Annotated in this window: 11 protein-coding genes and 2 pseudogenes; 7 read left to right on the top strand and 6 right to left on the bottom strand. The window is 60.5% G+C overall.

Annotated features, from left to right (window positions below):
• Window positions 1-32 precede the first annotated feature (32 nt).
• Complete coding sequence (gene secA, locus M0746_RS03345; protein WP_258448197.1) at window positions 33-2768, bottom strand: preprotein translocase subunit SecA; 2736 nt, start codon at window positions 2766-2768, stop codon at window positions 33-35.
• A gap of 87 nt (window positions 2769-2855) precedes the next feature.
• A complete protein-coding gene (locus tag M0746_RS03340; RefSeq protein WP_258448196.1) occupies window positions 2856-3077 on the bottom strand; it encodes a hypothetical protein in 222 nt (73 codons plus the stop codon).
• Here M0746_RS03340 and M0746_RS03335 point away from each other — a divergent pair.
• On the top strand, window positions 3076-3531 hold the full coding sequence (locus M0746_RS03335) for a DUF721 domain-containing protein (protein WP_208940025.1): 456 nt from the start codon (window positions 3076-3078) through the stop codon (window positions 3529-3531). The two genes, M0746_RS03340 and M0746_RS03335, sit on opposite strands and share 2 nt — an antisense overlap.
• A gap of 142 nt (window positions 3532-3673) precedes the next feature.
• On the opposite strand, the pseudogene M0746_RS03330 reads toward M0746_RS03335, so the two are convergent.
• A pseudogene (locus M0746_RS03330) lies at window positions 3674-5160 on the bottom strand (helicase HerA-like domain-containing protein).
• Between the two features lie 186 nt (window positions 5161-5346).
• Between M0746_RS03330 and M0746_RS29365 the strand changes: the two are divergent.
• The 5 genes and pseudogenes from M0746_RS29365 to M0746_RS03310 form a co-directional block, all read left to right on the top strand.
• Window positions 5347-6378, top strand: a pseudogene (locus tag M0746_RS29365) (HAMP domain-containing protein); the annotation flags it as partial.
• A 93-nt stretch (window positions 6379-6471) separates the two neighbouring features.
• The gene (locus tag M0746_RS29360; RefSeq protein WP_394598233.1) at window positions 6472-7236 is read left to right on the top strand and encodes a methyl-accepting chemotaxis protein; all 765 of its coding nucleotides are present in this window, start codon (window positions 6472-6474) and stop codon (window positions 7234-7236) included.
• A gap of 254 nt (window positions 7237-7490) precedes the next feature.
• On the top strand, window positions 7491-8612 hold the full coding sequence (locus tag M0746_RS03320; protein WP_258448194.1) for a glycosyltransferase family 4 protein: 1122 nt from the start codon (window positions 7491-7493) through the stop codon (window positions 8610-8612).
• The gene (locus M0746_RS03315) at window positions 8605-9381 is read left to right on the top strand and encodes a DUF2334 domain-containing protein (protein ID WP_258448193.1); all 777 of its coding nucleotides are present in this window, start codon (window positions 8605-8607) and stop codon (window positions 9379-9381) included. Before M0746_RS03320 ends, M0746_RS03315 begins: the two co-directional genes overlap by 8 nt.
• The gene (locus tag M0746_RS03310; protein ID WP_208940019.1) at window positions 9378-10376 is read left to right on the top strand and encodes a lysylphosphatidylglycerol synthase transmembrane domain-containing protein; all 999 of its coding nucleotides are present in this window, start codon (window positions 9378-9380) and stop codon (window positions 10374-10376) included. The genes M0746_RS03315 and M0746_RS03310 overlap by 4 nt, the downstream gene beginning before the upstream one ends.
• On the opposite strand, the gene M0746_RS03305 is transcribed toward M0746_RS03310, so the two are convergent.
• Together M0746_RS03305 and purU are read right to left on the bottom strand one after the other, a co-directional pair.
• Window positions 10360-10536, bottom strand: a complete 177-nt coding sequence (locus tag M0746_RS03305; protein WP_208940018.1) for a hypothetical protein — start codon at window positions 10534-10536, stop codon at window positions 10360-10362. The genes M0746_RS03310 and M0746_RS03305 overlap by 17 nt on opposite strands.
• Window positions 10537-10620: 84 nt before the next feature.
• Complete coding sequence (purU, locus tag M0746_RS03300) at window positions 10621-11469, bottom strand: formyltetrahydrofolate deformylase (protein ID WP_208940017.1); 849 nt, start codon at window positions 11467-11469, stop codon at window positions 10621-10623.
• 335 nt (window positions 11470-11804) lie between these two features.
• Between purU and mvaT the strand changes: the two genes are divergently transcribed.
• A complete protein-coding gene (gene mvaT, locus M0746_RS03295; RefSeq protein ID WP_085689457.1) occupies window positions 11805-12182 on the top strand; it encodes a histone-like nucleoid-structuring protein MvaT in 378 nt (125 codons plus the stop codon).
• A gap of 96 nt (window positions 12183-12278) precedes the next feature.
• Here mvaT and sbcB read toward each other — a convergent pair whose 3' ends face one another.
• Complete coding sequence (gene sbcB / locus M0746_RS03290; RefSeq protein WP_208940016.1) at window positions 12279-13709, bottom strand: exodeoxyribonuclease I; 1431 nt, start codon at window positions 13707-13709, stop codon at window positions 12279-12281.
• Between the last annotated feature and the right edge of the window lie 123 nt (window positions 13710-13832).

The raw sequence follows: 13832 nt of genomic DNA, 5'->3' as shown, positions 1-13832 counted from the left end.
CGGCGCGGGTATTTCAGCGATCGCTGCGGGTTTTACTGGATCTGCCCGTGGCAATGCTTGTATTTCTTGCCCGAACCGCAATAGCACAGCTCGTTGCGGCCCAGCTTCTGCTCGTTGCGCACCGGTGCGGTGGCGAGGGCGACATCGACGTCTTCACCCAGCGCTTCGGGCTGATCCAGCCCCGGCGCTTCGGCGTGTTCGAACTGCATGCGGGCGGCCAGCGCTTCGGCTTCCTGACGCAGACGTTGCTCTTCGGCTTCCGGATCTTCGCGGCGAACCTGAACGTGCGACAGCACACGGATCGAGTCGCGCTTGATCGAATCGAGCAGCTCGGAGAACAGCGTGAACGACTCGCGCTTGTATTCCTGCTTCGGGTTCTTCTGCGCATAACCACGCAGGTGGATGCCGTGACGCAGGTGATCCATGGTCGACAGGTGGTCTTTCCACAGATCGTCCAGTACGCGCAGAACGATCTGCTTCTCGAACGAGCGCAGCGCCTCGGCACCGGCCTGATCTTCTTTTTCGTTGTACGCCGCCATCAGCTCGGTCATGAGCTTCTCGCGCAGGGTTTCTTCGTACAGGTGATCGTCTTCGTCGAGCCACTGCTGGATCGGCAGGGTCACACCGAAATCGCTGGCAATCGTCGCTTCCAGACCGGCGACGTCCCACTGCTCGGGCAGCGACTGCGGCGGAATGTGGGCGCTGACGGTCGCGTTGAGCACGTCCTGACGGAAGTCGGCGATGGTTTCACCGATGTTGTCGGCGGCCAGCAACGTGTTACGCATGTGATAGATCACTTTACGCTGTTCGTTGTTGACGTCGTCGAACTCGAGCAGTTGCTTGCGAATGTCGAAGTTGCGGCCTTCAACCTTGCGCTGCGCCTTCTCGATCGCATTGGTCACCATGCGGTGCTCGATCGCTTCGCCCGGCTGCATGCCCAGGGCTTTCATGAAGTTCTTCACCCGGTCAGAGGCAAAGATGCGCATCAGGCTGTCTTCCAGCGACAGGTAGAAGCGGCTCGAACCGGCATCGCCCTGACGGCCGGCACGGCCACGCAGCTGGTTGTCGATACGACGCGATTCGTGACGCTCGGAGGCGATCACCTGCAAACCGCCGGATTCCAGCACCTGCTGGTGACGCTTCTGCCAGTCGGCCTTGATCTGCGCGATCTGCTCAGGGCTCGGGTTTTCCAGTGCCGCGACTTCCACTTCCCAGTTGCCGCCCAACAGAATGTCGGTACCGCGACCGGCCATGTTGGTGGCAATGGTCAGCGCGCCCGGACGACCAGCCTGAGCGATGATTTCAGCTTCTTTTTCGTGGAACTTGGCGTTCAGGACCTTGTGTTCGATGCCTTCCCTGGCGAGCAGGCTGGACACGTGCTCGGAAGTTTCGATGGTCGCCGTACCGACGAGGATCGGACGGCCCTGGGCCATGCCTTCCTTGATGTCGTTGATGATCGCCGCGTATTTCTCTTCGGCGGTCAGGAACACCAGGTCGTTGTAGTCTTTGCGCGCCAACGGTTTGTTTGGCGGAATGACCACGACCGGCAGGTTGTAGATCTGGTGGAATTCGAACGCTTCGGTGTCAGCGGTACCGGTCATGCCGGACAGCTTTTCGTACAGACGGAAGTAGTTCTGGAAGGTGGTCGAGGCCAGGGTCTGGCTCTCGGCCTGAATGTTCAGACCTTCCTTGGCTTCGATGGCCTGGTGCAGGCCTTCGGACAGACGACGACCCGGCATGGTACGACCGGTGTGTTCGTCGACCAGCACGACCTGACCGTCCTGCACGATGTATTCAACGTTGCGGTTGAACAGCTTGTGCGCACGCAGACCGGCGTAAACGTGGGTCAGCAGACCGAGGTTGTGCGCCGAGTACAGGCTCTCGCCTTCGGCCAGCAGGCCGACGCGGGTGAGCATGTCTTCGATGAACTGGTGACCGGCTTCGTTGAGTTCGACCTGACGGGTCTTTTCGTCAACGGTGTAGTGGCCGGCCTTGGTGACCTGACCTTCGACTTCCTCGACGTGGAGTTCCAGCTGCGGGATCAGTTTGTTGATCTCCATGTACAGCTTGGAGCTGTCCTCGGCCTGACCGGAAATGATCAGCGGGGTACGCGCTTCGTCGATGAGGATGGAGTCGACTTCGTCGATCACGGCAAAGTTGAGTTCGCGCTGGAATTTTTCTTCCATGCTGAACGCCATGTTGTCGCGCAGGTAGTCGAAACCGAATTCGTTGTTCGTGCCGTAGGTGATGTCGGCGGCGTAGGCCAGACGCTTCTCTTCCGGCGGCTGGAACGGCGTCACGACGCCGACGGTCAGGCCGAGGAATTCGTACAGCGGACGCATCCAGTTGGCGTCACGACGGGCCAGGTAGTCGTTCACCGTCACCACATGCACGCCCTTGCCGGACAGTGCGTTGAGGTAAACGCCCAGGGTCGCCACCAGGGTTTTACCCTCACCGGTGCGCATTTCGGCGATCTTGCCTTCGTGCAGGGTCATGCCGCCGACGAGTTGCACGTCGAAGTGGCGCATGCCCATCACGCGTTTGCCGGCCTCGCGGGCCACGGCAAAGGCTTCCGGCAACAGCTTGTCGAGGGTTTCCCCTTTGGCGATGCGGTCCTTGAACTCTTGAGTCTTGGCGCGCAATTGATCGTCCGAAAGGGCCACCATTTGCTCTTCGAAGGCATTGACGAGCTGCACCGTCTTGAGCATGCGTTTGACTTCACGCTCGTTCTTGCTTCCAAAAAGTTTCTTTAACAAAGGCGCAAACATATCGGCAGGATCTTCCACACTAAAGGGATGGAGGGCGGCCCCGTGAGTCGCCCGTGCAGCCCTCATGGCCGCATGCGAACGAGCATTCTACCCGGAAACGGTGGTGAGGAAAGTGGCGATGTTCCACGATGCTGGCACTGCGCTTTGACGGGGCTCACTTGAAATAAGGGCGTTTTGCTCAACTTCAAGCCACAGCGGCAAGAAGTTAGTCGTTGATTTAATGAGCAAAGCAGGGACAAAAGCAATGGGCGAGTGGTTCCGCAGCTTTCTGCTACCATGGCGCCTCTGTTTCTTCAGGTGTTCGATCATGGCATTTCGCCCTCTCACGGCCAGAGCACCCGCCGTTCTGCTACGCGAAGCCAAGCCGCTCAAAGCCATCCTCGGCCATGCCCAACGGCTGGGACATTTGCAACGTCTGCTCGAAAGCCAGCTGCAACCCGCCGCCCGCGAACACTGCCATGTGGCGTCGTGGCGCGAGGGCAGTCTGCTGCTGATTGTCACCGACGGCCACTGGGCCACACGCCTGCGCTATCAGCAGAAACGCTTGCAGCGGCAATTGCAGATGTTCGACGAGTTCGCCAGCCTGACGCGGATTCTGTTCAAGGTGCAGCCGCCGACAGTGCAGCGCGGCGCGACCGGGCACACCATGGATCTGTCGACCGATGCCGCCGCGACGATTCAGGAGACGGCTGACGGAATCAGCGATCCGGGTTTGCGTGCGGCGCTGGAACGACTGGCGGCGCACGCCAAGGCCAAATCCTGACCCGGGTCTGAATTTTCATTCGATACCTTTGTGGGAGCGAGCCTGCTCGCGAAGCGGTTGTGTCAGACGCCATCGATGTTGAATGGCAGACCGCTTTCGCGAGCAGGCTCGCTCCCACATTGGGATTTGCAATAGTTCGGGTTTAGCGGCGTTTGCTGCCACCGAGCAAAGAGCCCATCAAGCCGCGCACCAGTTGCTTGCCCAGATTGTTGGCCGCCTGACGCATGGCTGACTTCAGTGCCTGCCCCGCCGCCGTACCGAGAAACTCCCCGCCCGGTCGGCCAGGCTTGGTTCTTCAGGCGCGGGTTTTCCTGCGGGCACCTCAGCCTCCGGCGCCAGGCCTTTGCGCCCCATCAGGATTTCATACGCCGACTCGCGATCGATCGGTTTGTCATAACGGCCCTTGAACGGCGATCCGGCAATCAGCACGGTACGCTCGGTTGCGCTCAGCGGCCCGATCCGCGATTGCGGCGGCGCCACCAGCACCCGCTGGACCATTTCCGGCGTGCCCTTCTCGGTCAGCGTGCCGACCAAGGCCTCGCCAATCCCCAACTCGGTCAATACCGACAAGCTGTCGAACGCCGGATTCGGGCGGAACCCCTCGGCCACCGCGCGCAGGGATTTCTGCTCTTTGGCGGTAAATGCGCGCAAACCGTGCTGGATACGCAAACCGAGCTGTGCCAGCACGTCATCCGGCAGATCGGCCGGCGACTGGGTGACGAAATACACGCCGACGCCCTTGGAGCGAATCAACCGCACCACTTGCTCAAGACGTTCCTGCAACGCCTTCGGTGTGTCGCCAAACAGCAAATGCGCCTCATCGAAGAACAGCGCCAGCAGCGGTTTGTCGGCATCGCCACGCTCCGGCAATTGCTCGAACAGTTCGGCCAGCAGCCACAACAGGAACGTTGCATAAACCTTCGGCGCTTCGTGCACCAGGCGGCTGGCGTCGAGCAGATGAATACGTCCACGGCCATCGGCGGTCGGTTGCAGAATGTCCTCAAGTTGCAACGCCGGCTCGCCGAACAAGGCTTCTGCGCCCTGCTGTTCCAGGGTCGCCAACCGCCGTAGCAGCGCCTGACTGGAACCGGTGGTCATCAGCGCGGCGTCTTCGCCGAGCAGCTGCGGATTGTCCTTGAGGTGATTGAGCAGCGCTTTGAGGTCTTTCAGATCGAGCAGCAACAGACCTTCGCGATCGGCGACCTTGAACGCCGCATACAGCGCCGACTGTTGACTGTCAGTGAGCTCCAGCAGGCTGCCGATCAGCAGTGGGCCCATTTCGCTCAACGTGGTACGCAGCGGATGCCCGGATTCGCCATGAATATCCCACAAGGTCACCGGATATGCCTGCGGTGTGTGGTTGAGCCACGGCATGCCGGCGATGCGCTCGGCGACCTTGCCCTGTGGATTGCCGGCGGCACCAAGGCCGCACAGATCACCCTTGATGTCGGCGGCGAACACCGCGACGCCGGCGTCGCTGAACGCTTCGGCCAGGCGCTGCAAGGTGACGGTCTTGCCGGTGCCGGTGGCGCCGGCGATCAGGCCGTGGCGGTTCGCCAGGCGCATCGCCTGAGCAGTCTGCTGGCCGGCCGGATCGGCGCCGATTACGAGTTGCGAGGAGTCAGGCATTTTGTCACCCAATGGTTAATCTTTGATGCTGCGTGGCCGATAAAAAGGTTGAGAGACCCGACCCGAGTCAGCCGGACATTTCCCTAAGGAGAGACGGAAATATCAGCTTGTTTTGACCCTTGCCCGTTTCACGTGCCCCTATGAAAGCACGCCCGGGACATTAAGACCTTAGCGGAACCCCAAGCCATGAACAAAAATCTGCGCTTCAGCCATAAAATCCTGCTTGCCGCCGCCCTCGTCGTCATCGCCGCCTTCGCCTCGTTCACCCTTTATAACGATTGGTTGCAACGCAACGCGATCCGCGATGACTTGAACAGCTACCTCGAGGAAATGGGCGAGGTCACTGCCGGCAATATCCAGACCTGGCTGACAGGTCGCATTCTGCTGATCGAAAACGCCGCCCAGAACATCGCCGCCAATCCGGAACCCGCCAATGTTGCCAGTCTGCTCGAGCAGAAAACCCTGACGTCGACGTTCATGGCCACCTACCTGGGCGATGCCACCGGCCATTTCACCATCCGTCCCGACACGAAAATGCCCGACGGTTTCGACCCGCGCGTGCGTCCCTGGTACAAAGGCGCCGAGAGCAGCAGCACCTCGACCCTGACCGAGCCGTACATCGATGCGGCCACCGGGCAGTTGATCATCTCGATCGCCACCGCCTCGAAAAAGGCCGGCCAGAGCGTCGGTGTGGTCGGCGGTGATCTGAGCCTGCAATCGCTGGTCGACACCCTCGCCGCGCGGGATTTCGACGGCATGGGTTATGTGTTTCTGGTCAGCGCCGACGGCAAGATCCTCGTGCACCCGGACAAGGCCCTGGTGATGAAGTCACTCAAAGAAGCCTATCCGCAGGATACGCCGCGCATCAGCAGCGACTTCAGCGAAGTCAGCGTCGATGGCAAGACCCGCATCGTCACCTTCGCGCCGATCAAGGGTTTGCCGTCGGTGAACTGGTACATCGGCTTGTCGGTGGATAAAGATCAGGCATTTGCGATGCTCAGCGAATTCCGTACCTCGGCGGTGATCGCGACGGTGATTGCCGTGGCGATCATTCTGGCGCTGCTGGGCATGCTGATCCGCATCCTGATTCAGCCGCTGCACGTCATGACCCGCGCCATGGAAGACATCGCCGACGGTGAAGGCGACCTGACCAAGCGCCTGACTATCGTCAACAACGACGAATTCGGCGTGCTGGGCACCGCGTTCAACCGCTTCGTCGAGCGCATTCACGGTTCGATCCGCGAAGTCTCGTCGGCCACCGGGCAAGTCAACGAAGTCGCCCTGCGCGTGGTCGCGGCCTCGAACTCGTCGATGTACAACTCCGATCAGCAAGCCTCGCGCACCAGTAGCGTGGCGGCAGCGATCAACCAGCTCGGCGCCGCCGCGCAGGAAATCGCCCGCAACGCCGCGCAAGCGTCAAATCAGGCCAGCGACGCGCGCGGCCTCGCCGAAGATGGCCAGCAAGTGGTCGATCGCAGCATTCAAGCGATGAACCGGTTGTCGAGCATGCTCAGTGCGTCGAGTAGCAATATCGAGTCGTTGAACAGCAAGACCGTGAACATCGGGCAGATTCTCGAAGTGATCACCAGCATTTCCCAGCAGACCAACCTGCTGGCGCTCAACGCAGCGATCGAAGCGGCGCGCGCCGGTGAGGCTGGGCGCGGTTTCGCCGTGGTTGCCGACGAAGTGCGCAATCTGGCCCACCGCACCCAGGAATCGGCGCAGCAGGTGCAGACCATGATCGAGGAGCTGCAAGTCGGCGCCCGCGAATCGGTGAGCACCATGAGCGACAGTCAGCGCCACAGCCAGGACAGCGTCGAGATCGCCAACCTCGCCGGCGAGCGCTTGAACAGCGTGACCCAGCGCATCGGTGAGATCGACGGTATGAACCAGTCGGTGGCGACCGCGACCGAGGAGCAGACTGCGGTGGTCGAGTCGATCAACGTCGATATTACCGAGATCAACACGCTGAACCAGGAAGGTGTGGAGAACCTGCAGGCGACCTTGCGTGCCTGTTCGGATCTGGAGCAGCAGGCTGCGCGGTTGAAGCAGTTGGTGGGCAGCTTCAGGATCTGAAGATCAAGAGCCTCCCCCTCACCCCAGCCCTCTCCCCCAAGGGGGCGAGGGGAAAGGGAGCAGATCTTCAAGCCTTTCAAAACTGAGTTCGACACGAACCACTAGGTCGATTTGGATCAAACATCCAACGCGATCAGTCCCCTCTCCCTGCGGGAGAGGGTCAGGGTGAGGGCGCTCCTCAAACCCACCGCGCAATCCCGACCGAACATCTATTCTCGATAAAGGTCAACAAGGGAGAACCCAGCAGCGGAGGGATGATCACCGTGCATATCGCCGACATCACCATGTTCTACGCCCCGGCCAGCGGCGGCGTGCGGACTTATCTGGATGCCAAGCACCGTCGGTTGACGGGCCGATCCGGCATTCGTCACAGCCTGTTGATTCCCGGTGCCCGCTATGGCGAAAACGACGGCGTTTACACAGTTCCGGCCCCTGCCCTGCCCTTTGGCAAGGGTTACCGCTTCCCGCTGCGTCTGGCGCCATGGCGCAACGTGCTGCAGGATTTGCAGCCTGATCTGATCGAAGTCGGCGATCCCTACCTGACCGCCTGGGCGGCGCTGGATGCGCGGCGGCAGCTGGATGTGCCAGTGATCGGCTTTTATCATTCGGACCTGCCACTGCTGGTCGGCAACCGCATGGGCCATTGGGTCACGCCGAATGTCGAGGCCTACGTGACCAGACTTTACGGCAACTTCGACCGGGTGTTGGCGCCAAGTCAGGTGATGGCCGACAAGCTCACCGGGCTGGGCGTGCGCAATGTCTTCGTGCAGCCGCTGGGCGTCGATCTGCAAACCTTTCATCCGGGCGCGTGCGAGCGCAATCTGCGTGCGGAACTGGGCATCGCCGAGGACACGCGCCTGCTGATTTTCGCCGGGCGCGGTTCGAAAGAGAAAAACCTGCCGGTGCTGCTCAAGTGCATGCAACGCCTCGGCCCGCGTTATCACCTGCTGCTGGTGGGCTCGTCGATGCCGGCCATCGTCCCGGACAACGTCAGCGTCATCGACGAGTTCTGCCCTCCGGCGCGCGTCGCGCAATTGATGGCCAGCGCCGACGCCTTGGTGCATGCCGGGGATCAGGAAACCTTCGGCCTGGTGATTCTCGAAGCCATGGCCTGTGGCATTCCGGTGGTCGCCGTGGCGGCAGGAGCATTCGAAGAAATCGTCGATGAGTCCTGCGGCCTGCTGTGTGCACCGAACAATCCGCAGGCGATGGCCAATGCCGTGCGCGAACTGTTCAGTCGCGGCTGCGCGAAACTCGGCCGGCAGGCGCGCCAGCACGTTGAGCGGCATTATGCCTGGGACACAGTGGTCGACAGCCTGCTCAGCCATTATCACGCCGTCCTCGGCCATACGATTCCCCGGGTGGCCAATGGCTGAATCGAGCAATCGCCGCGCCGTGCTGTTGGTGTTGCACGACGTGGCGCCGGAAACCTGGGCCGACTACCAGCCATTTGTCGAGGCCGTGGATGCCATGGGCGCGGTGCCGATGACCTGGCTGGTGGTACCGGATTTTCATCGACGCAACGCCCTTGATGCTCACCCGGCATTCGGCCGCTTGCTTGACGAGCGGCTGGCCCGTGGCGATGAACTGGCCCTGCACGGTTATTATCACGACGATCAGGAACCGGGCCCGACGACACCGCGTGACTGGTTCATGCGCCGGGTCTACACCCACGAAGGCGAGTTCTATCGCTTGTCCCGAGAAGCCGCGCTCTCCCGTCTGCACGCCGGTCTTGAGATCTTTCAACGCCACGACTGGCCGGTGCACGGTTTCGTCGCCCCGGCGTGGCTGATGAGCGATGGCACGCGCCAGGCATTGGGTGAGTTGCCGTTGCAATACACCAGCGATCCGCAGCACATTTTTCGCTTGCCGGATTTCACTGCCATCGACGCACCGGGGCTGGTGTGGAGCGCGCGCAGTGCCTGGCGGCGCGGCTTGTCCAAAGTGCTCAGCGATCAGCGCGAACAGCGCTGGCGCGACGCGGCGGTGATTCGCCTGGGCCTGCACCCGGTGGACATGCGCCACCCTTTTTCGCGCAACTATTGGCTGCAAACCCTTGAACGCCTGATCGTCGATGGACGCGAACCGCTGACCAAGATCAACTGGCTCGCCCGCCAGCGCGCACAACTGGAACATGCGGCATGAAACGCAGCCTGTTGTTGCTGATCGGCCTGCTGGTCGCGGTGCTGATTCCGGTCGTGCTCGGTGGCGGCGAAACCTGGGCGCGCCTGCAAAGTTTCCCGCTGCGCTGGCTGCTGGTGATGTTCGGCATGATCCTGCTCTGCTGGGGCATCAACACCCTGCGTTTGCGCTTGTTGCTTGGCGACCAGCGTGGGCAGGTGCCGCCCGTCAAGAGTCTCGGCGTGGTGATGGCTGCTGAATTCGCCTACTGCGCCACACCCGGCGGCAGCGGTGGTCCGTTGACCATCATGGCGTTGCTGGCACGCTTCGGCGTGCGTCCGGCACGCAGCAGCGCGGTGTTTGCCATGGATCAGCTCAGCGATCTGCTGTTCTTTCTCTGCGCGTTGAGCGGGATTCTGATTTATGCGCTGTTCCAGCATCTGAGCGACCGCCTCGAGTGGCTATTGACGGTCAGTGCGGTTTCGCTGTTCGGCGGTTTGTTCAGCTGTGTGCTGATCGCGCGCTACCACCGCGCACTGATTCGTCTGAGCGGGCGATTGCTCGCGGGGATGAACGTCACGGCGCGCACGCGGCGGCGCTGGGCGCGCAAGTTGTTGCACTTTCTTGCCGCGTTCACCGACACCCTGAAGTTGCCTTGGCAAACCCTGATCAAGGTCTTCGCCCTGACTTGCGTGCACTGGCTGCTGCGTTACAGCGTGTTGTATCTGGCGCTGCGCGGGCTGGGTGCGGATTTGCAGTGGGCATGGAGCTTTCTGATACAAATGCTTTCGCTGGGCGCCGGGCAGTTCAGTCTGCTGCCGGGTGGCGCCGGGGCGGCGGAGTTGACCTCGGCAGCGCTACTGGCGCCGATGGTGGGCAAATCCACCGCAGCAGCGGCGATCCTGATCTGGCGCGTGGTGACGTACTACTTCTATCTGCTGGTCGGTGGCCCGGTGTTCGTGTTGATGCTGGGCCGGCCACTGCTCAAGAAGCTGATGAATGTCAGGCAGGCTTCTTAGCGTCGTCCTGCTGATCCTGAAGCTGTTCCCACAGTTCGGCGGCCCCGGGAAACTCCGTGCCGTCGTCAGGGCTCATGTCGTCCGGGTCGTAGCGGCTCAGACAGCCTTCGCCCAAAGTCGCCGGGGCTTTGGAGGTGGCTTTGTCGAGTGGATCGCTCATCGGCTTGCTCCGAGTGGCTGAAATAAAAAAGGGCCTGAGCAATTCAACGCCCAGACCCCTGTTTTTTCAAGCCTGTGCGGTCGATCAGAACACCACAGTCTTGTTGCCATGCACCAACACGCGGTCTTCGAGGTGATAGCGCAGGCCGCGGGCCAGCACCATTTTCTCGACGTCACGGCCGAAACGCACCATGTCTTCGATGCTGTCGCTGTGGCTGACCCGCACCACGTCCTGCTCGATGATCGGACCGGCGTCCAGCTCTTCGGTGACGTAGTGGCAAGTCGCGCCGATCAGTTTCACGCCACGCAGCGAGGCCTGGTGATACGGCTTGGCGCCGACGAAGGACGGCAGGAAGCTGTGGTGAATGTTGATCACCTTGTGCGCGTATTCACGGCACAACTCTGGCGGCAGGATCTGCATGTAGCGCGCCAGCACCACCACTTCGGCATCGTGCTGTTTGACCAGCCGCGACACTTCAGCGAACGCCGGCTGCTTGTCCTGCGGATTGACCGGGACGTGGTAATAAGGAATGCCGTGCCACTCGACCATGCTGCGCAGGTCGTCGTGGTTGGAAATCACGCAGGCGATTTCGCAGTCCAGTTCATCGCTGTGCCAGCGATGCAGCAAGTCCGCCAGACAGTGCGATTCACGGCTGGCCATCAGCACCACGCGCTTTTTCTGCTCGGTGTCGGTGATGCGCCAGTCCATCGCGAACTCTTCGGCGATCGGTGCAAACTTCTCGCGCAACTCTTCAATACCGAACGGCAGCGAGTCCGCACGAATTTCGTGACGCATGAAGAACCAGCCCACTTGATTGTCGGAGTGGTGGCTCGCTTCGGTGATCCAGCCATTATGAGTGGCCAGAAAATTACTGACTTTGGCAACGATGCCAACGCGGTCCGGGCAAGAGATCACCAGACGAAAAGTGCGCATGAGGGGGAACTCCAGAACTTCGCAAAGGCCGCCATTCTAGCGACTGCGCAGGAAAACTGCAGTATTGATCGGCCTGTGCCCGTGCCACGGCAGACGGCGTGCCTCAAGCCGGGACTAATAGCAAAAGCCTCAGGCGCTGGCGGCGGCATTCCACCAGACAACTGTGAATATCTGTGATGAGTCGCTCACATTATTTAACGGAATATTCGAAAGTCGGCAGTTTCTCGTAACTAATTCAAATAAAAACCTGGGTTAAATGTTTACTTGATGAAACACCCTGACTATTATTGCGACACTGTCCCCCTGCCATTCAACACTTCACCAAGGTAGTAACCATGTCCCTGATCAACGAATATCGCGCCACCGAAGAAGCTATCAAAGAGCTGCAAGCCCGTTTGAAGAACCTGTCGCAAGACGACAAACTGCAAGCCGAGCTGGAATTCGAAGGCAAACTGCGCACCCTGATGGGCGAATACTCCAAATCCCTGCGTGACATCATCGCGCTGCTGGATCCGGAAGCAAAAACCAAGGCACCACGTGGCGGCGCAGTGAAAACTACCGGCACCAAGCGTGCACGCAAAGTTAAACAATACAAAAACCCGCACAACGGCGAAGTCATCGAAACCAAAGGTGGCAACCACAAGACTCTGAAAGAGTGGAAAGCCAAGTGGGGCGGTGACGTGGTTGAAGGCTGGGCTACCCTGCTGGGCTAAGCCGCAACCCTTTCGCAGAGCAATCGGCGAAAAACAAACGCCAGCGAACGCTGGCGTTTTTTTATGCCTGGCATTTAAGCCCGCGCATGTTCGAATTCAAAGATCCAAACGTTTGCGCAATGCCTGGACATAATTTTGCCAATCATTGAGGACCTCTCTCTGCAACGGTGTGGCATTAACTGCCCATTGCTCGGCAGCCTCTGTAAATGATTGCAAGGTATTCGGCGCGCCGTATTCAGGCAGGGTCAAACGCTGCTGGCAAAATATTCGCCAGCGTTGTTGCTCTTCGCCCGTCAGGGTCTCGGCAAAGTTGCGTGCGCGATATCGAAAGAGCAATTCGGGTAAACGTTCATCATCGAACGGCCATTGCTCTTGTGCCAGTTGCGCCGGGTCGGCATTTCGCACTTGCTCGCACAGACGCCGATCGCGATCACCGATAAATCCGTCGTACAACTGTTGTTCCGGATCTTCGCTGGGAGTGAAATCTTCAGCGACATAAATCTCGGCAACTTTATCTTTCCAGACTTGTTGTGCGTCAGTTAGCCGCAGTGCGCGCTGTTGATACAAAGCCATGTCCAGGCCCAGTCGCTGCTGATCCTGCGCACGCAGCACGGCGAGCGGGGCCACCACCGGGCAACGGTTGATATGGATAAGCTTGAGCGGCACCGGCAATTCGCCGTCCGCCAGGTCATCGCGGCGCGTGTACAAACGCTGACGCAGGGTCTGCGCATCAAGGTCCAGCAATCCCTGCGGGTCGAGATGCAGGTCGCAGACGATCAGGGCATTGCGGTTTTTTGGATGCCAGGCCAGAGGCAGCACCACACCGACGTAACTGCGCGCCGCCGAGAATCGCCCGGACACATGCACCATCGGCTGCAGCAGGCGAATCTGGTCCATGACTTTCTGTTTGCTGCGCAACTGAAACAGCCAGTCGTAGAGTTTCGGTTGTTTCTCACGGATGAGCCTGGCCAATGCAATGGTCGCACGCACGTCCGACAACGCTTCGTGAGCATGGCCGTGATCGATCTGGTTGGCGGCCGTCAGACGTTCCAGCTTGAGGGTCACCCGGCCTTCATCGTCAGTCGGCCAGACCAGACCATCAGGGCGCAACGCATAGGCGGCGCGCACCACATCGATCAGGTCCCAGCGACTGTTGCCGCCCTGCCATTCACGCGCGTACGGATCGAAAAAATTCCGATACAGACTGTAGCGGGTCATCTCGTCGTCGAAACGCAGGGTGTTGTAGCCTGCGCCACAGGTGCCCGGTGCCGCTAGTTGCGCGTGTACGCGGGTCATGAAATCGGCTTCGCTCAAACCTTTTTCCGCAAGCTGGCCGGGCGTGATGCCGGTGATTGCGCAGGCTGCCGGATGCGGCAGGATGTCCTCGCTCGGCTGGCAATACAGGTTGACCGGCTCGTCGATTTCGTTGAGTGCGTGGTCGGTGCGAATCCCGGCCACCTGCAACGGGCGATCGTTGCGCGGATTGATGCCGGTGGTTTCGTAGTCGTACCAGAAGATGGAAGTCACGGGCGGTTCCTGAGCTGAAGATCGGCGAAGTCTAGGCGCTCCCGGGATGCCACGGCCAGCCTCGAAGCCCTCGAACAGTTATTTCTCCAGATTCCTACAGCTGCAAATGCGTTTCCCTGCGGG

The organism is Pseudomonas sp. S11P7, assembly GCF_023195435.1.
Classification (GTDB): domain Bacteria; phylum Pseudomonadota; class Gammaproteobacteria; order Pseudomonadales; family Pseudomonadaceae; genus Aquipseudomonas; species Aquipseudomonas fluorescens_G.
This window is presented reverse-complemented; position numbering and strand designations above follow the sequence as displayed.

What these genes read in the sequence shown, in the direction of transcription:
- M0746_RS03340 (WP_258448196.1), bottom strand. Translation starts at nt 3,077, where the DNA reads ATGATCGAACACCTGAAGAAACAGAGGCGCCATGGTAGCAGAAAGCTG.
- M0746_RS03320 (WP_258448194.1), top strand. Translation starts at nt 7,491, where the DNA reads ATGATCACCGTGCATATCGCCGACATCACCATGTTCTACGCCCCGGCC.
- M0746_RS03335 (WP_208940025.1), top strand. Translation starts at nt 3,076, where the DNA reads ATGGCATTTCGCCCTCTCACGGCCAGAGCACCCGCCGTTCTGCTACGC.
- M0746_RS03305 (WP_208940018.1), bottom strand. Translation starts at nt 10,536, where the DNA reads ATGAGCGATCCACTCGACAAAGCCACCTCCAAAGCCCCGGCGACTTTG.
- mvaT (WP_085689457.1), top strand. Translation starts at nt 11,805, where the DNA reads ATGTCCCTGATCAACGAATATCGCGCCACCGAAGAAGCTATCAAAGAG.
- secA (WP_258448197.1), bottom strand. Translation starts at nt 2,768, where the DNA reads ATGTTTGCGCCTTTGTTAAAGAAACTTTTTGGAAGCAAGAACGAGCGT.
- purU (WP_208940017.1), bottom strand. Translation starts at nt 11,469, where the DNA reads ATGCGCACTTTTCGTCTGGTGATCTCTTGCCCGGACCGCGTTGGCATC.
- M0746_RS03310 (WP_208940019.1), top strand. Translation starts at nt 9,378, where the DNA reads ATGAAACGCAGCCTGTTGTTGCTGATCGGCCTGCTGGTCGCGGTGCTG.
- M0746_RS03315 (WP_258448193.1), top strand. Translation starts at nt 8,605, where the DNA reads ATGGCTGAATCGAGCAATCGCCGCGCCGTGCTGTTGGTGTTGCACGAC.
- M0746_RS29360 (WP_394598233.1), top strand. Translation starts at nt 6,472, where the DNA reads ATGTACAACTCCGATCAGCAAGCCTCGCGCACCAGTAGCGTGGCGGCA.